This window comes from Psychrobacillus antarcticus (genome assembly GCF_029533155.1).
Taxonomy (GTDB): Bacteria; Bacillota; Bacilli; order Bacillales_A; family Planococcaceae; genus Psychrobacillus; species Psychrobacillus antarcticus.
This window is the reverse complement of sequence record NZ_JAIZDB010000049.1, coordinates 1-16,616: the sequence shown is the minus strand read 5'-3', so window position 1 is coordinate 16,616 and position 16,616 is coordinate 1. Positions and strand designations below refer to the sequence as shown.

Genomic DNA, 16,616 nt, shown 5'->3' with positions numbered 1-16,616 from the left:
AAAAGTGATTAAAAGAAACGCATTTGGTTATCGAAATTTCTTGAGATTTCGAGCTAAAATATTACTAACGCACAAGTATAAAAAGATTGGAACTCATGTTGGTTAAGGTGAAGGAAATTTTACTTCACCCCAACATTTGACGTAGAACCTTTATTTTAAGCTTTCGTTCAAGATGCTATCTTCTAAAACAGAAAATTTATCTCCATATACTTTTGTAATATGCTCTTCTCCCCATGAACACAAAGCACTGAGTATACTTTCAAGACTTGTACCATACTCGCTCAGTTCATATTCTACTTTTGGAGGGACTTGGTTATAAACGATTCTATTAATAACGCCATCACTCTCTAACTCTCTAAGTTGCTGCGTTAACATTTTTTGAGTTATATCAGGCATAAGCCGTTTTAATTCACTCGTTCGTTTTTTCCCGTGGGTTAAATGACACAATATGACGCATTTCCACTTGCCGCCAATGACCTCCAATGTAGCTTCCACTGATATATTATATTTTTTTTGTTTCATACTATTTCTCCTTTTTATAGGCACCATAAAGTACCTATAGTACTTTATGGTGCCTATATTACTTTAAAGTGCGTACTTTCCTTTTAAAACTCTATGAATCATAATAACATTTGCGGGTAGATTTACAATATAGTTTGGTCTCGCTGAATTTATTTATTCTGCGTCAAGAAAGGGTGAGAAATAATGACTTTAGATAAAAACAGAAGTATGTTTGCATTATTAGCATTGGCAGTAAGTGCATTTGCAATAGGAACGACTGAATTTATCAGTGTCGGGTTATTGCCATTAATATCTAAAGACTTGGATATATCTTTGACAACAGCGGGTCTGACAGTTTCATTATATGCCCTCGGAGTAACAGTGGGTGCACCAGTTTTAACAGCAATTACTTCAAGGATGCCTCGCAAATCTTTACTTCTTTGGATAATGATTGTGTTCATTATAGGTAATGGAATAGCCGCTAGTGCTACAAGTGTAACAGTGCTATTAATTGCACGTGTCATTTCTGCTTTTTCACATGGTGTTTTTATGTCCATCGGTTCAACGATAGCTGCTGATCTAGTACCAGAGGACAAGAGAGCTAGTGCGATTTCTATTATGTTTACAGGATTAACAGTCGCTACCATTACAGGAGTTCCTTTTGGTACATTTCTTGGACAACAGTTAGGTTGGCGCTATGCCTTTATAGCAATTGTCGTAATAGGAATCATTGGGTTTATAGCAAATAGCATACTTATTCCTTCCGATTTACGAAAAGGTACAAGAACCTCCATACAAGATCATGTAAAGCTAATAACAAATAGTAGATTATTATTAATCTTCCTAATTACAGCACTTGGTTATGGGGGAACATTTGTCGTGTTCACGTATTTATCTCCATTGCTTCAGTCTGTAACGGGATTTAAACAAGGGACAATTGCCTTAATATTGCTTGTTTATGGGGTTGCAATCGCAGTTGGGAATATGATTGGTGGAAAATTATCCAATAAAAATCCAATCGGCTCACTCTTTTATATGTTTATTATTCAAGCGATTATACTACTGCTGTTAACATTTACAGCTCCTTTTAAAGTTGTAGGATTAATAACTATTATATTAATGGGAGTTTTTGCATTTATGAATGTTCCTGGCCTGCAAGTATATGTCGTCATGTTAGCTGAACGCTATGTTCCCAGTGCGGTTGAAGTTGCTTCTGCTATGAATATTGCTGCTTTTAACGCCGGCATTGCAATTGGATCATATTTAGGGGGAATTGTCGCTGATTCTATTGGTCTTATCCATACTGCTTGGATTGGATCGATAATGGTTATGATTGCAGCAATATTAACAGGTATTAGTAGAATGTTGGAGAGAAAAGACCAAATATAATAATTAACAGACGGAGGAATTCAAAATGAAAAATTTTCAATCTATAAAAAGATTACACAATGGGGTAGAAATGCCACTATTAGGGCTTGGAGTATTTAGAGTAGAGGATGGACAAGAGTTAATAGATGCAGTGCAAATTGCTATAAAACATGGATACCGTAGCATTGATACAGCAGCCATTTATGGAAATGAAGTAGGAGTAGGGCGAGGAATCCGAAAAGGGATAGAAGAAGGATATATTGCTAGGGAAAATCTTTTTATAACTTCAAAAGTATGGAATTCTGAGTTAGGGTATGAGGAAACAATTGCAGCATATGAAGAAAGTTTGGCTAAACTTGGACTAGAATATTTAGATTTATACTTGATTCATTGGCCAGTGGAAGGGAAGTATAAAGCGGCCTGGAAAGCTCTAGAAACACTCTACAAAGAGGGGCGTGTGAAAGCGATTGGTGTAAGTAATTTTCAAATCCATCACCTAGAGGAGTTAATGACGGATGCTGAAATTAATCCAATGATCAACCAAGTAGAATATCATCCGCGTTTAACACAAAAAGAATTACAAAATTTCTGTAGGGAGCATCAGATTCAACTAGAGGCATGGTCACCACTAATGGCAGGGCAGTTACTCGACAATGAAGAACTTCAAGAAATAGCATCTAAGTATGGGAAATCAGTAGCGCAAATTATCGTGCGCTGGGATCTTCAAAATAATGTAATTACAATTCCAAAATCTACGAAAGAACATCGCATAATAGAAAATGCGAATGTATTTGACTTTGAATTAACAAAAGAGGACATGAAGCAGATTGATCTATTGAATAAAAATCAACGTGTTGGACCAGATCCAGATAACTTTGATTTTTAATTACTATAAAAACTAAACTCACACAATAATAACCGAGATTCTTAAAGAATCTCGGTTATTTATAAATGTGATATTTCGACTATGCAGATTGTTTAAGAATCTGTTTTACAATTTACTAAGATTGCAGAGTATGATTACTGGTATTTTATATTAGTAACCGCCATCAACAAAAGCAGCGCCAACAATAATAAGTAAAATAAATAAAACAACAATCAGTGTAAAACCAGAACCGTATCCGTATCCTCCAGCACTATCATTTCCAGACATAATATTCATTCCTCTTTTCCTAGTAATACTATTAGAGTATTAATAAGTCTTAAGATGAACAGGGCATCAAAGTAAAAAAATGATACAAATAAAAATGAAGCAGAAATAATTAGAATTTGGTATTAAAAAAAGCTCAGAAAAAAACCCTGAGCATTTGTATATAAGTATCCGCTTTCTAAATTAACACTACACCTATTGATATTAAATAATTCCGACTTAAGAGCCTACATAATCCCCACCATCTACGTGAATAGTTTGTCCAGTCATATAACTTGAATCCGTGGATGCTAAAAACACATAAGCTGGTGCGTTTTCAGCAGGTTGTCCCCGACGACCGATTGGTGTACTGGCTCCATGCTGTTTCACCTTTTCTTTATCGAATGTCGCAGGGATCAGTGGAGTCCAGATTGGCCCTGGTGCCACAGCGTTTACCCTAATTCCTTTTTCGATTAGGTTCAATGCCAGGGAACGAGTAAATGATGTTATTGCTCCTTTTGTAGAAGAATAATCGATTAGTTCAGGTGCACCATTGTAGGCTGTGATAGAGGAAGTATTAATAATTGTATCGCCTTTCTTCATATGTGGAAGCGCAGCCTGTGATAAGTAAAACATCGAATATATATTAGAGGAGAAGGTTTCCTGTAATTGGTCGGGTGTGATTGCTAGAAAATCCTTGGTTGGAAACTGTTTGCCAGCATTATTAACTAACACATTCAATTGTCCGAACTTTTGAATCACTTGCTCTACTGCTTGTTGACAGTTTTCATCATCACTTAAATCTGTTTTGATTGCTAATGCTTTTCCACCGTATTTTTCTATAATTTTTATTGTTTTGTCTGCATCTGGTTGTTCGTTTTGGTCTAAATAGACAATAGCGACATTCGCACCTTCCTTAGCAAATGCAATAGCAGCTGCACGTCCTATACCACTATCTCCACCTGTAACTAAAGCAACTTTCCCTGTCAATTTGTCAGATCCTTTATAGTTGTGGTCATCATAAATAGGTTCAGGAGTCATTTCTTCTTCAATACCTGGTTGCTGTTGTTGTGTTTGTCCTTTAACTTCTTTGTCTATTTTTTCGTATTTATCTGCCATGAAAATTTCCTCCTTAAACGTAGTTGTTACATTTATTCCCTACATCCATAAAAACAAACGTAAATATAAAAAGTTAAAATAAGGATTTTTCGGAATAATTCGTTACGTTTTTTGAAATCTTAGTGTGGGTATATAACTAAGAAAGAAAATACTTATTTAGAAAGAAGAGCTGAGAATATATATGAAACCAATAATAGGAATTACAACAGAAGTAAAAGATGATGGCAGTTATTTTATGCCGCCAGTTTATGCAAATGCTATCATACAAGCAGGTGGAATTCCTATACTAATCCCTTTAGTACCAGAGGAAGATATAGATGAACTAAGTAAACGGTTAGACGGTCTTTTTGTAACAGGTGGGGAGGACATTGATCCAAGCTATTACAATGAGGTTCCCCATGTGCATTTAAAGCAAATCACACCTCTATTAGATGAAATGGAATACAAACTAATTCAAAAAATGTTGGATTTAGATAAACCTTATATTGGAGTATGTCGAGGTTTACATATGTTAAATATTGTCCGGGGCGGATCGCTTTATCAGTCCATACACTCCCAGCGTGAAGAGCCAGTAATGCAACATTTACAAAAGGCAATTCGTACGCATAGGTCGCATCCAGTAATACTAGAAAAAAATAATCGACTTTATGACTTGCTACAGGAAGAAGAATTTAAAGTAAATTCATTCCACCATCAAGCTGTCAACAAAGTTGGGGAAGGATTGGAAGTAATTGCGAAAGCAACGGACGGGATTATTGAATGTATTGTAAGTCGAGACCATAGCTTCGTATTTGGCTTTCAATGGCATCCGGAAGAATTTGCTACAGCAGGAGATGAGCCATCAAAGCGTATTTTTAAAGCATATATCGATGCAGCTTTAGAACGTAGGAACAAATAATGCCCATACTTTACCTCCTGAAATGTTAAAATAGATAAATAATTCATAAATATCAGGAGGTAGGAGTATGACTGAAAGCATTTCCTTAGTGGAAGCATTTCAACAAACGAAGTATCAAATAGCTGGAAATGGAAAAAGAAATATACAGAATCTAAAAGAAGCCTTTGAACAGATAGATGGACAGCGAGAAAGTGATATGTACGGAAATGGAAAAATCATTGAGACATTTCAAGAAAAAATGGCCGCCTATTTAGGGAAGGAGTCTGCCGTATTTATCCCAAGTGGTACTATGGCACAACAAATTGCCCTACGCATTTGGTGCGACGAAAAAGGGATAAAGAAAGTCGCATATCATCCACTAAGCCATTTAGAAATACATGAAGAAAGTGGATTAAAGGAATTGCACCATATAGAAACAGTTTTATTGGGTGAAGTAGCAGGCTTGATAGGATTAGAGGATATCCGGAATTTAGATCAAGAAATAGCTTGTCTATTATTGGAACTGCCTCAGCGAGAAATTGGAGGACAGCTCCCTGATTACAAAACTATTGAAGAAATCTCTGAATACTGTAAAACAAATGGTATTCGCCTACACTTAGACGGAGCAAGACTTTTTGAAATACTTCCGTATTATCAGAAATCCGCTGAAGAGGTTTGTAGTCTTTTTGATAGTGTATATATTTCATTTTATAAAGGAATTGGAGGGATAGCAGGAGCTATTCTTGCAGGGGATAATGATTTTACAATACAATCTAAAGTCTGGAAGCGTCGCCATGGCGGAGATCTTATAAGTCTGTATCCATACATCATAAGTGCAAATTATTATTTTGATAAGAGAATATCAAAAATGGAGCAATATTATGAAAATGCAATAGAATTAGCAGCATTTTTTAATTCATGCCCTTTCATCGAAACTAAACCAGCTGTTCCCGTATCTAATATGTTTCATGTGCATATATCACAATCTAAAGCAAAGTTAGAAGTGCTATTTAAAGAAATTTATTACAACACAGGAATAGGTTTAACTAGTTATCTTAAAGAAACAAGCCAATCAAGCGTTAGCTTCGAGGTTAGTGTCGGAGATCAGTACCATTCCATACCCAAAGATAAATTACAGAGTGTATTTCAATTACTACAAGACAAGCTTAAGTAATCGATGAATAAAACCTCCTAACTTACACAAGTTATACTTCACGGAGGTGAAATTTCATGTCAAAGAAAAACAATAACAATAAAAGTAATTCCTTAGACCGAGAAGAATATGGGTTCGGATATGATGTCAGTCCAGATGATTTAGACGTATACGTACAAAATAACAATAAACAGAAAAAGAATAATAATGAAATCAAAGACCAAGCTAATAAACAGCAAGGGAAAAAATAAGACTTACAACAAATCATTAATCAATATACCCATTTACAAGACACTTATTGTTTTGGAATGGGCTTTTTTTCTAAATATCAGCCCCTACTTTTCGCCATAAGACACTCGGAGGTTCTAATTCTCTCCTTTTTTTCTTACATTGTAACAATGGGTAGAAAAAGGGGGACGTTCATTGTTAATAGATGGTGTTTTTTCAGGAGGTGGACTGAAGGGATATGCACTAGTAGGTGCTTATCAAGTAATAGAAGAAAAAGGATATCAATTTAAGCGAGTAGCTGGTACTAGTGCAGGCGCTATCCTTGCTTGTTTTATTGCTGCTGGTTTTACAAGCAAAGAAATAGAAGAGTTATTAAGTGAACTTGACGCATTAACCCTGTTAGATCCTCGAAAAACAATTCTACCACTGCCCTTCATGAAGTGGATAAGTCTCTACTGGCGACTGGGATTATACCAAGGAAAAGCGCTTGAAAACTGGTTTTTAGAAAAGCTGGCTCTAAAGGGAGTATATACTTTTTCTGATATCGAGGCAGGTTCACTGAAGTTAGTTGCCTCGGATCTTACGAACGGCAAAATAATGGTACTTCCTGATGATTTAGAGCGTTACGGGATATCGTCAGCTAGCTTTCCAATAGCAAGGGCACTGCGTATGAGCTGTGGAATTCCATTTTTCTTTGAACCCGTCAAATTAAAAGTGACGTCTACGGATACGGTTATTGTGGATGGTGGTGTGTTAAGTAATTTTCCTATGTGGATTTTTGACAATGGAAACAAAGAGAGACCGATTTTAGGCTTGAAACTTAGTAGTAATTCAGAAGAGATGGAACCTCGTAAAATCACAAACGGCTTAAACTTATTTGAAGCATTATTTTCTACTATGAAAAATGCCCATGATGAAAGATATATCTCAAGAAAAATTGAGAAAAACATAATATTTATTCCGGTAGAGGATTATAAAGCAACACAGTTTGATCTGAGCGAAGATATGAAAAACGAGTTACTGGAAAAGGGCAGAAGTCGTGCCAATCAATTTTTGAAAACCTGGTAAATAGAATGTTTAATTTGAACAAACAAAGGAATAATAAGAAAGATGAAATATAAAAGGAGTAGATTATTCATGGCAAAAACTGCAAAAGAGCAAGCATTAAAAATTTTAGATAAAAATATGATTGGTACAATGGCAACCGTCCAGCAAAATAAACCACATTCTCGTTATATGACGTTCTTTAACGATAACTTCACTCTTTATACAGCAACAAGTAAAAAAACACATAAAGTAGAAGAGCTCCAGCAAAATCCGAATACACATATCCTATTAGGCTATGAGGGGTTAGGACTTGGGGATAGCTTTTTAGAAATCGAAGGCACAGTGATTGAATCAGATGAAGAAGGCATGAAAGAGAAGGTTTGGAACAAGGCTATGAAAGGTTGGTTCGAAGGGCCAGAGGATCCTGACCTACTTATCTTGAAAGTTACCCCTACAAAAATACGATTGATGAATACAAAAGGAGATGAACCCCAAGTTATAGAACTTTAAGGTTCCCCTCCCTATTTTTTTGGAGACCTATTTGATGTTAAGATAGGTCTCTTATGGTTGGGAAGTTATAAGTACGAGCCTCACTTAATCTCCTACCACTAAAATAGTTTCATTTCGCAGCAACTCTATGTTAGAAACAAATGCTAAAAGGTACATATTTGTTTCTGACAAGCGAACAAAAGTGATATATGTAGAAATGTTCAACGTGAATCCCTATACTTAAGAAGAAAGATAGCAACAACTTTACTATCTGCATTAAAGAAGAATAAAATAAAATCAATTAAGGGAGTGTTTATTATGACAAATCATACGTATACAGTTGTAGCAGAATCAGGAATTCACGCAAGACCAGCAACAGGGCTTGTTCAAACCGCTTCAAAATTTGTTTCAGATATATTCATGGAGTATAAAGGGAAAAAAGTTAATCTAAAATCTATTCTTGGTGTGATGTCCCTAGGGATTGGCCAAGGAGCGAGCATCTCTATACTTGCTGAAGGTACTGACCAACAAGAAGCATTGGAGGCCATTGAAACCTTCCTTAAAACTGAAGGGATTATTGCGTAATGGTAGAAAGTTTAAAAGGAATTGCTGCGTCAAGTGGTATAGCTATTGGTAAAGCCTTTTTGATGACAGAACCAGATCTAACTGTTACGAAAAGTACAATATCTAATAAAGAAGAAGAGATTACTCGTTTCCATGAAGCAGTTAATGCTGCTAAAATAGAGCTACAAAAGATTCGTGACCGCGCTGAAATTGACTTAGGATCGGAAAATGCAGCAATTTTTGATGCACATCTGCTTGTCCTTAGTGACCCAGAATTATTAGGCTCAGTAGAAGGTAAGATAAGTGATGAATCAGTTAATGCAGAGTCAGCTTTGCAAGAAACTGCTGATACATTAATTGTGATGTTTGAACAGCTTGATAACGAATATATGCGTGAGCGTGCGGCAGATATAAGAGATGTAACAAAGCGAGTGATTGCAATACTGTTAGGGATAGATATCCCGAATATCGGATTAATAGATGAAGAAGTTATTATTATCTCCAAAGATTTAGCACCTTCAGACACTGCTCAACTAAATAGAGCATTCGCTAAAGGATTTTCAACGGATATGGGTGGTCGTACGTCTCATTCTGCTATTATGGCTCGCTCTTTAGAGATTCCTGCGGTTGTTGGTACGAAAAATGCAACATCTGCTATTAAACAAGGAGATTTGATCATTGTCGACGGGGATAATGGTGAAGTAATTATAAATCCTTCTGACGATGTTATTGAGAGCTACGTAGGAAAAAGAAATGAACAAGAAGTGGAGAAGAAAGAATTATCATTGCTAAAAAATAAGCAAACTATTACATTAGATGGTATTCAAGTGGAAGTAGCTGCAAATATCGGAACTCCAAAAGACGTAGAAAGTGTACTTGGAAATGGTGGAGAAGGAATAGGTTTATATCGTACCGAGTTTCTGTACATGGAACGAGATTCTTTACCAACAGAGGAAGAGCAATTTCGAGCATATAAGCAAGTGCTTGAACAAATGGCAGAAAAGCCTGTAGTTGTTCGAACATTGGATATTGGTGGAGACAAACAGCTTCCATATCTAAATCTTCCAGAAGAAATGAATCCATTTCTTGGCTTCCGAGCAATTCGACTTTGCTTAGAGGAACAAACAATTTTCAGAACTCAACTTCGTGCATTACTACGTGCAAGTAAATTCGGTAATCTTAAAATAATGTTCCCGATGATTGCCACTTTAGAGGAGTTTAGAGAGGCCAAAAAATTACTACTTGAAGAAAAAGAAAAGCTTCAACAGGAAGGTGCACTAGTATCAGACCAGATAGAAATTGGTATTATGGTAGAAATTCCTTCTACCGCGATACTCGCTGATCAATTCGCAAAAGAAGTGGATTTTTTCAGTATTGGAACAAATGATTTAATCCAATATACGATGGCAGCAGATAGAATGAACGAATCGGTTGCCTACTTATATCAGCCTTATCATCCAGCTATATTAAGATTAGTTAAAATGGTAATCGATGCTGCGCATGCAAACGGAAAATGGACAGGTATGTGTGGAGAGATGGCGGGGGATTCTGTTGCTATACCATTATTAATCGGTTTAGGGTTAGACGAGTTTTCCATGAGTGCTCCTTCTATGCTAAGAGCAAGAAATCAGATCAATCAGCTGACACAAATAGACATGAAACAGCTAGCTGAAACGGCGTTGTCTATGCAAACTTCCGAGCAAGTGAAACAATATGTAAAAGAAAATTTAAAAGCTTAATAATTGTAGATAGAAGCTTCATGAAAATACCCACTCTAGATGGTCTGAGTGGGTGTATTCATGAAGCTTATTTTTTTTTTGCTTTTTGGTTAGTTTTTTCAAGTTCTTCAAATTCCTTGGCAAACTCTTCTCGAACGTCGCTTGGATTGATTTTTAGATTTTTAGGCGTTTGGGGTAGTGAATCTTTGTTTTTACTTTTTCCTTGTTTATTATCTCTTCCCATAAGAAACCTCCTTTCCATTATTCGGTCCAACTTAATATGGCTAATTTTAATTATTTTAAACAGGATGAAGGTAATTTTGCGGGCGAGCTCGAGCATCCTACTATTTAGTAAACAAAAAAACATAGGGAAATATCTTCCCTTTGTCCATAAATTAGTTCTATTAACTGAGCACTAGATCTTTAAGGTCAATTATTTCTATTTCATTAGTGGGAGTTATGGAAGATTCAAACCAAATTTCAAAAATAGTTCCTTTCCCAAATTCACTTTCAACATGAATAGTTCCATTCATCTCTTTGATGAAATTGAATACAACTAACATTCCAAGTCCAGTACCTTTGTCTCCTTTTGTAGAGAAATAAGGCTCTCCAAGTTTTGAAACTTGTTCAGGGGTCATACCAATACCATCATCTTCAATAATAATACGAACATATTGTTGATCGTTAATAACCTTTAAACACAATGTACCACCGTTTGGCATGGATTCAATTGCATTTTTGATCAAATTAATAAAGCATTGATGAAACTTTTGTTGATTAGCTTGAATGATATGTGATTCAGAAAAGTGTTGTTTTATATATACTTTGTTACGCTGGGCAGATGGAATTAATAATTTCAAGACATTATAAAGTTGAAGTTCAACATGTATGGTTTGGAATGTCTCTTCTTCTGGTTTAGCCAGGGCTAAATAATTCTCTACAACTCTTTCAGCAGATTTAAGTTCACTTCGAATAATCGACAAATATTGCGACTGTTTTTCTGTAGAAGGAGATTGTGCCTGTAAAAGTTGAACAAATCCAATAGCTGCTGTTAAGGGATTTCTTATCTCATGGGAAATGGTTGCTCCCATTTGCTCTATAGCATCATTTTTTTTTGTTTCTAACAGGTAATTTTTTAATTGAATACTTTTGTTGACCTCTTCTGTGAAAAAAGCGAGCATCCCAATACCTAAAGACTGGATGAAGAATTCTGCAAATACAACATCTAGAATAGGATAATCTATATGAAAGAGTTCCAAAAATGCTATCTTTACTATGCTTAGGCATAAGGAAGTTTGTACTAAAATTTGAATTCGTTTATTTGAAGTTTGTGCTAAAAACCAAGGAGATATTTTCCATAATATTATTGCATAAAATGGAGTGGATATACACGCTAGCCAGAAACCTAAGTCAAACCCAAAGAAGATAGCGTGTAAAACTATAGTAGTAAAAACTAAGAGTGGAACAAGTCTTGAATAAAGTATTCCTAGTATAAAGGGAATAGATGTTAAACTTAAGTTGATTTCTTGTTCTAAAGGGTAACTAAAAGCAAAACAAATGGATATGATAGAAGCTAAATATATACCATAAATTATTCTAGCAGGCATTTTGTTTTTATTAAACCAAACTAGACCTAACAATTGTAAAATAACTAATATGGAAAGGCTAGCGATATAATGCAAAGTAATTTCCAAAGTACGATCGCTCCTATAGAAAAATGTGAAATGTTAAACAATTACTATCAGATGTAATGTCCATTTACCTTTAACTTTTGTTAGAAATTGGAAACTAAATTTTAATAATTGTTCCTAAATTAGGATTACTCTTTAGATGAATTTTACCTGTCATTGACCGAATGATACTTTTCACAACCATGAAATTCAAAGATCGGTTTCGAGTATGGCTCATCGATGAAAAATAGAACTCTTGTATTTCTTGAATTTACTGAGAAAATGATAAGTATAGACAAAATATCGAATTTTGGGCACAAGGTATCTACATCTACAAGTAATACAAATTCTAGAAAAGAAATATTAATTAGTAAAGTAATCAGAGTAGCAAATAAAACTTTCATATTTGGTGATATTTTTAAGAAACAAGGATGAATAAACCATAATAATACACTTAAAAGGGAATAGACAATCGTTACTAGGAAAAAGCCTACATCTATTCCATGAGGTATTTGTAATAAGGCAATAACGAATAATAGAACAGGACTTAGTCTAAATCGCTAGTTATTATAGGTTAATAGTACGAAATTAAAACCAATAATACAATGAAATAATCAGAATTATTGAAATTATGTAAAAAAATCAAGTACATGGAAAATTTCCACGTACTTGATTTTTTACTTTTTGTTGAAAAAAGTAGTAAGTTGTTGCTTAGTTGGAGCTTGAATTTTGTAGGTTAACTCTCGGTCACCACTATTTTCTATACGTGGAATGATGGACTCTATTACATTAAATTTCCAAAAAGATGGTTTACTTTTTGTACTCTTTTCTGTATCTTTGGTCATCATTTTGCGTTGAAATGGGTGCAACTTAGCCATTAAAAATTTTTCTTTTATACGAATCAGTAAGTAGCCTTCATCTGTTTCAGGATTGAACTTTTTCATTAGGGATTCACCTAACTCGAATGTATTCGATTTGTTTTGAACAGATGGTGATAGTACTAAAATATTCCCTTTACGGAACAGGGCTGTATTCGACACTTGCTTTAGACCTAAGTCATTAATAAGAAAATCTAAGTTCACTTGAGACGCTTCACTAGCGACTGACATATTCCATACCTCCTCGACATTTACAGACTCCTATGTTAAGTATACCCTATTTTGCTCAGGAAATCTTAGTTACAAACAGATTTGATTGAATTTTTTTGAATTATTTATAAAACTGATGTGTATTTTCCTATTTATTTTAGTTAAAATCTTAAGTTCTTCTTGAATTCATGTTAAAATGAGCACTTACCAAAAGAGAAGGAAGTGTTATATATGGTAGGTCGAAATGATCCTTGTCCATGTGGTAGTGGAAAAAAATACAAAAAGTGCTGCGAATCAAAGCAGAATGATTCTATAGAAGAGGTACAAACAGAGGAATTAGAACGAATATTGCAATCCTTTTATGATCACTATCCTGAACGTAAGGATATGGAAGAATACGCCGGTCTTGTGAGTGCTTGGAGCAAAACGATAGGTGACTATTTAGACTTAGAAATGATAGAAGCTATTGTAATGGACGAGTTCTTTTTCCATCATAAACAAGAGATATGGTCAGGTTATCTTAAAAAGCAGAAGAAAATAATGGTACGACCTTCTACACTGAGGGTATTGGACCAGTGGAACGAGCCGACAGTTTTTGTAGGGAAAGTGAAAGAAGTAAATGAGCACTATATGACGGTTACAAACATACTCACAAAAGAAAGTATTTTACTTAGACGAGAAAGTGATAAGCCAGTGCCTGTTGGAGTTCATGTATATTGTTTCGTCTTACCAGATGGTTCTGACAAAGAAAATCACTACTTAGCTATTTCTAGCTTAGTTTTCTTCCCGGTTGATCATCAGGAAGTGTTTGATAAAGTCACAAATCAGTTTGAGAAACAAGCAAAACTATCCGCATCCGACTTTTTAGAGGAAATGGGAGCAACCTTATGGAAACTGCTTGGGCAAAATGGCTATGAGGGCGGAGAGTATACAAACTTTGAAGTGGGAGTATTACAAGTTGCGATTGATTTCTTAGAGAAAAATAATCGTGAGTATGGCAATTTTATAGAAATAGTAGAAGATTATTTAGTAGAGAAACAGCCAAATGCACGTAAGGAAGTGGCGATTGCTGCGGGAGCCATACGATTTGGTCAGGAAAATGGATTATTTGAACCATTTGATATGACGATAAAAGAAATTGCTGAAACTTTTGATGTCTCTACTTCTTCTTTAAATAAGTACTACAATGATCTAATGGAGTATTACAAAGGAAAATAGTATAAAAATAAAGGCCACCACCTATTAAGTTAATAGGTGGTGGCCTTTTAATAATTCATAGAAAATAAATATATTAGTTCATATTATAAAAATTTTAGGTCTCTTGTGCTATATTTAATATTAGGTCTTTAGGTCGTTTAGAAAAATTAATGAGGAGAAATGAAGAGATGAAAAAAAATAAGAGTATTTCCAAAAAATTGTCAGTACTAATAATAGGTCTGTTCTTAATACTATTTCTAATATATTCAACAGTAACTAGTACAATTTTATATAACCAAAGTATAAAAGACGCAGAGAGTTCGACATTAGTGGATGCAAAACTTGCAGCCTCTCTAATACGTGATCGCTTTCAAAAAGTAAATGAAATGTTAAATACAACGAAAAATATTATAGAGCTATCAGAAAGGAACAACCGACTGGAGGGAGAAGAATTAGTTCAAATTCTACAAACAGGTTTAGAAAAGAATGATGACGTTTTTGGTGTCTCCTTAATACTGGAGAGCAGTGTGACAAACAGCGAATCATTCCCAAGTAATCTTAAGGATAGTTCCGATAGATTTATTCCTTACCTTTTTAGAAATGGAACATCTATTACGACGGAAAAACTGATGAACTATGATACTAAAGATGTGGCTTGGTATAATATTCCTAAAAATGAAAAACAAGCTATCTTGACAGAGCCATATATGTACGAAATTGCTGGAGATTCTGTCTTCATGACTACTATAGCAGTACCTCTATTAACAAAAGAGGGTTCTTTCTTCGGTGTTATCACAGCGGACTTAACAATAGACTTTTTAGAGGAGGCTATTAAAACAATTGCTCCTTCAGGAGGCTATGCCGGTGTAATTACAGATAATGGTACATTAATAGTAAATAGTGTTAATGAAAAAATGAATGGTTCCAATATGCAAGAACAAATAAATTGGACTGGAGTGAAGAAAAATTTAGATAGTGGACATGAAGATAGTCTGTACGTGGATTCAAAGTCATTAAACGAACAGGCTTTTAATGCTTTTGCTCCAATGTTATTAGAAGGCACAGACGAAACGTGGTCTATTCAATTGGTTTTACCAAAGTCTAAAATACTAGAGACATTCACCCAGATACTATTTGTAAATATTATAGGTGCTATTATTATGGTGGTACTGATGGCAATGGTGTCCGTTTGGTTTATATTTAGACAATTAAAACCATTGAAATTTTTACGGGAATCAATTGAACTTGCTGCTAATGGAGATTTAACAAGAAAAGTAGAAGATGTATATATTAAACCGGATGAAATAGGGGCTGTTGCATCTGCGTATAATAATATGCTAGTCAAAACGAATGATGCGATACAAATTGTTTTAGATTCTTCTACACTTTTATATGAAACTTCTAATAATGTACATGAGGTGTTTGATGAAGTAGTAGCTTCTAGTGAAGAGGTTTCTGTAGCAACTAACGAGATTGCACAAGGAGCTGCTAAGCAATCAGAAGATACGGATGAAACAAACCATCTGATGATACAGTTATCAGATCAAATTGACTCATTGCAAACGATTTCTGCTCAAATGGATGAATTATCTTTGAAAACTAAAGTATCAACCGAAGACGGCATAAAAGAAGTAATTAGACTAAGAGAACAGAATATACAGACAAATGAAATGAACAGTAAGGTGCAAATTCAAATTGAAACTTTGACATTGAATATTACCAATATCAATCAAGTGATCGGATCTATTCAAGGTATAACAGAACAAACGAATCTACTTGCTTTAAATGCAAGCATAGAAGCAGCCCGTGCAGGTGAACATGGGAAAGGGTTTGCAGTAGTTGCAGAGGAAGTTAGAAAACTTGCAGAACAATCTAAGCGGGAAACAGAAGTGATTAATCAGATTGTGCAAGGAATTATGCTAGAATCTAAGCAAACAGTTTCGATCATTTCTGAAAATGCAGAAATGATGCAAGCACAAAATCAATCAGTACGTAGCACGGAAGAAGCATTTAATAATAATAAAGTATTAACTGCAGATATTGAGTTAGCAATCAATCAGTTAGTAGGCGAATTAAGTAGTATGATAGAAAATAAAAATAATGCAATTATGGCAGTACAAAATATATCAGCTATATCTGAAGAAACTGCTGCTTCGGCAGAACAAGTTAGCGCGTCTGCAAATGATCAACAAACGGAGTTAGAGAAAGTGGGGAATTCTATAACTCATATGAATACTATTGCCGAAGAATTACAAGAAGTAGTAAATCGATTTAAATTATAATAAAAACATAAATATATTAGAAGTAGAGAAAGTGACTCATGAACTGAACCCCGAATAGTAGACACTTTATAAAAAGTGTAGCTATTCAGGGTTTTTTCTTTTTCAAAACCCCGTTATACTAAAATTTACAAACTTTGAACGGGAGAAAACATTATGAGTAAAATACTTTTTAACGAACATCAACAG

General features: G+C 34.8%; 17 protein-coding genes. 11 read left to right on the top strand and 6 right to left on the bottom strand.

What is annotated here, in order from left to right; genetic code table 11:
* Window positions 1–150: 150 nt before the first annotated feature.
* The gene (locus LDK52_RS19200; RefSeq protein WP_093536094.1) at window positions 151–522 is read right to left on the bottom strand and encodes a winged helix-turn-helix transcriptional regulator; all 372 of its coding nucleotides are present in this window, start codon (window positions 520–522) and stop codon (window positions 151–153) included.
* A 183-nt stretch (window positions 523–705) separates the two neighbouring features.
* On the opposite strand from LDK52_RS19200, the gene LDK52_RS19195 reads away from it, so the two are divergent.
* The gene (locus tag LDK52_RS19195) at window positions 706–1,890 is read left to right on the top strand and encodes an MFS transporter (protein WP_277587529.1); all 1,185 of its coding nucleotides are present in this window, start codon (window positions 706–708) and stop codon (window positions 1,888–1,890) included.
* 25 nt (window positions 1,891–1,915) lie between these two features.
* Complete coding sequence (locus LDK52_RS19190; protein WP_277587528.1) at window positions 1,916–2,755, top strand: aldo/keto reductase; 840 nt, start codon at window positions 1,916–1,918, stop codon at window positions 2,753–2,755.
* A gap of 150 nt (window positions 2,756–2,905) precedes the next feature.
* Here LDK52_RS19190 and LDK52_RS19185 read toward each other — a convergent pair whose 3' ends face one another.
* Entirely contained in the window at window positions 2,906–3,022 is a 117-nt protein-coding gene (locus tag LDK52_RS19185) for a YjcZ family sporulation protein (protein WP_093536088.1), read from the bottom strand.
* A gap of 216 nt (window positions 3,023–3,238) precedes the next feature.
* Window positions 3,239–4,117, bottom strand: coding sequence for an SDR family oxidoreductase (locus tag LDK52_RS19180; protein ID WP_277587526.1), 879 nt, complete (start codon window positions 4,115–4,117; stop codon window positions 3,239–3,241).
* Between the two features lie 181 nt (window positions 4,118–4,298).
* Between LDK52_RS19180 and LDK52_RS19175 the strand changes: the two genes are divergently transcribed.
* The 7 genes from LDK52_RS19175 to ptsP all read left to right on the top strand — a co-directional run bounded on the left by LDK52_RS19175 (window position 4,299) and on the right by ptsP (window position 10,214).
* Window positions 4,299–5,015 carry a gamma-glutamyl-gamma-aminobutyrate hydrolase family protein gene (locus tag LDK52_RS19175; RefSeq protein WP_277587525.1) on the top strand — a complete coding sequence of 239 codons (717 nt, stop codon included), beginning with the start codon at window positions 4,299–4,301 and terminating at the stop codon, window positions 5,013–5,015.
* Window positions 5,016–5,082: 67 nt separating this feature from the next.
* The gene (locus LDK52_RS19170) at window positions 5,083–6,168 is read left to right on the top strand and encodes a threonine aldolase family protein (RefSeq protein WP_277587524.1); all 1,086 of its coding nucleotides are present in this window, start codon (window positions 5,083–5,085) and stop codon (window positions 6,166–6,168) included.
* A gap of 56 nt (window positions 6,169–6,224) precedes the next feature.
* Entirely contained in the window at window positions 6,225–6,398 is a 174-nt protein-coding gene (locus tag LDK52_RS19165) for a hypothetical protein (RefSeq protein WP_277587523.1), read from the top strand.
* A 172-nt stretch (window positions 6,399–6,570) separates the two neighbouring features.
* A complete protein-coding gene (locus LDK52_RS19160; RefSeq protein ID WP_277587522.1) occupies window positions 6,571–7,443 on the top strand; it encodes a patatin-like phospholipase family protein in 873 nt (290 codons plus the stop codon).
* A 69-nt stretch (window positions 7,444–7,512) separates the two neighbouring features.
* Window positions 7,513–7,932, top strand: coding sequence for a pyridoxamine 5'-phosphate oxidase family protein (locus tag LDK52_RS19155; protein WP_277587521.1), 420 nt, complete (start codon window positions 7,513–7,515; stop codon window positions 7,930–7,932).
* A gap of 297 nt (window positions 7,933–8,229) precedes the next feature.
* Window positions 8,230–8,496, top strand: a complete 267-nt coding sequence (locus tag LDK52_RS19150; RefSeq protein WP_277587520.1) for a phosphocarrier protein HPr — start codon at window positions 8,230–8,232, stop codon at window positions 8,494–8,496.
* A complete protein-coding gene (gene ptsP / locus LDK52_RS19145) occupies window positions 8,496–10,214 on the top strand; it encodes a phosphoenolpyruvate--protein phosphotransferase (RefSeq protein ID WP_277587519.1) in 1,719 nt (572 codons plus the stop codon). Before LDK52_RS19150 ends, ptsP begins: the two co-directional genes overlap by 1 nt.
* A gap of 67 nt (window positions 10,215–10,281) precedes the next feature.
* On the opposite strand, the gene LDK52_RS19140 is transcribed toward ptsP, so the two are convergent.
* The 3 genes from LDK52_RS19140 to LDK52_RS19130 all read right to left on the bottom strand — a co-directional run bounded on the left by LDK52_RS19140 (window position 10,282) and on the right by LDK52_RS19130 (window position 12,972).
* Entirely contained in the window at window positions 10,282–10,437 is a 156-nt protein-coding gene (locus LDK52_RS19140) for a YfhD family protein (RefSeq protein WP_277587518.1), read from the bottom strand.
* 160 nt (window positions 10,438–10,597) lie between these two features.
* Entirely contained in the window at window positions 10,598–11,887 is a 1,290-nt protein-coding gene (locus LDK52_RS19135) for a sensor histidine kinase (RefSeq protein ID WP_277587517.1), read from the bottom strand.
* A gap of 653 nt (window positions 11,888–12,540) precedes the next feature.
* Window positions 12,541–12,972, bottom strand: a complete 432-nt coding sequence (locus LDK52_RS19130) for a hypothetical protein (protein WP_093536064.1) — start codon at window positions 12,970–12,972, stop codon at window positions 12,541–12,543.
* Between the two features lie 210 nt (window positions 12,973–13,182).
* Here LDK52_RS19130 and LDK52_RS19125 point away from each other — a divergent pair, with 210 nt between their 5' ends.
* Both LDK52_RS19125 and LDK52_RS19120 read left to right on the top strand, forming a co-directional pair.
* A complete protein-coding gene (locus LDK52_RS19125) occupies window positions 13,183–14,169 on the top strand; it encodes a YecA family protein (RefSeq protein ID WP_277587516.1) in 987 nt (328 codons plus the stop codon).
* Between the two features lie 167 nt (window positions 14,170–14,336).
* A complete protein-coding gene (locus LDK52_RS19120; RefSeq protein ID WP_277587515.1) occupies window positions 14,337–16,430 on the top strand; it encodes a methyl-accepting chemotaxis protein in 2,094 nt (697 codons plus the stop codon).
* Window positions 16,431–16,616 lie beyond the last annotated feature (186 nt).

Excerpts from the sequence above, each read along its gene's own strand:
- LDK52_RS19175 (WP_277587525.1), top strand. The coding sequence starts at position 4,299 with ATGAAACCAATAATAGGAATTACAACAGAAGTAAAAGATGATGGCAGT.
- LDK52_RS19165 (WP_277587523.1), top strand. The coding sequence starts at position 6,225 with ATGTCAAAGAAAAACAATAACAATAAAAGTAATTCCTTAGACCGAGAA.
- ptsP (WP_277587519.1), top strand. The coding sequence starts at position 8,496 with ATGGTAGAAAGTTTAAAAGGAATTGCTGCGTCAAGTGGTATAGCTATT.
- LDK52_RS19140 (WP_277587518.1), bottom strand. The coding sequence starts at position 10,437 with ATGGGAAGAGATAATAAACAAGGAAAAAGTAAAAACAAAGATTCACTA.
- LDK52_RS19120 (WP_277587515.1), top strand. The coding sequence starts at position 14,337 with ATGAAAAAAAATAAGAGTATTTCCAAAAAATTGTCAGTACTAATAATA.
- LDK52_RS19170 (WP_277587524.1), top strand. The coding sequence starts at position 5,083 with ATGACTGAAAGCATTTCCTTAGTGGAAGCATTTCAACAAACGAAGTAT.
- LDK52_RS19195 (WP_277587529.1), top strand. The coding sequence starts at position 706 with ATGACTTTAGATAAAAACAGAAGTATGTTTGCATTATTAGCATTGGCA.
- LDK52_RS19130 (WP_093536064.1), bottom strand. The coding sequence starts at position 12,972 with ATGTCAGTCGCTAGTGAAGCGTCTCAAGTGAACTTAGATTTTCTTATT.
- LDK52_RS19125 (WP_277587516.1), top strand. The coding sequence starts at position 13,183 with ATGGTAGGTCGAAATGATCCTTGTCCATGTGGTAGTGGAAAAAAATAC.
- LDK52_RS19190 (WP_277587528.1), top strand. The coding sequence starts at position 1,916 with ATGAAAAATTTTCAATCTATAAAAAGATTACACAATGGGGTAGAAATG.
- LDK52_RS19185 (WP_093536088.1), bottom strand. The coding sequence starts at position 3,022 with ATGTCTGGAAATGATAGTGCTGGAGGATACGGATACGGTTCTGGTTTT.
- LDK52_RS19200 (WP_093536094.1), bottom strand. The coding sequence starts at position 522 with ATGAAACAAAAAAAATATAATATATCAGTGGAAGCTACATTGGAGGTC.
- LDK52_RS19180 (WP_277587526.1), bottom strand. The coding sequence starts at position 4,117 with ATGGCAGATAAATACGAAAAAATAGACAAAGAAGTTAAAGGACAAACA.
- LDK52_RS19155 (WP_277587521.1), top strand. The coding sequence starts at position 7,513 with ATGGCAAAAACTGCAAAAGAGCAAGCATTAAAAATTTTAGATAAAAAT.
- LDK52_RS19150 (WP_277587520.1), top strand. The coding sequence starts at position 8,230 with ATGACAAATCATACGTATACAGTTGTAGCAGAATCAGGAATTCACGCA.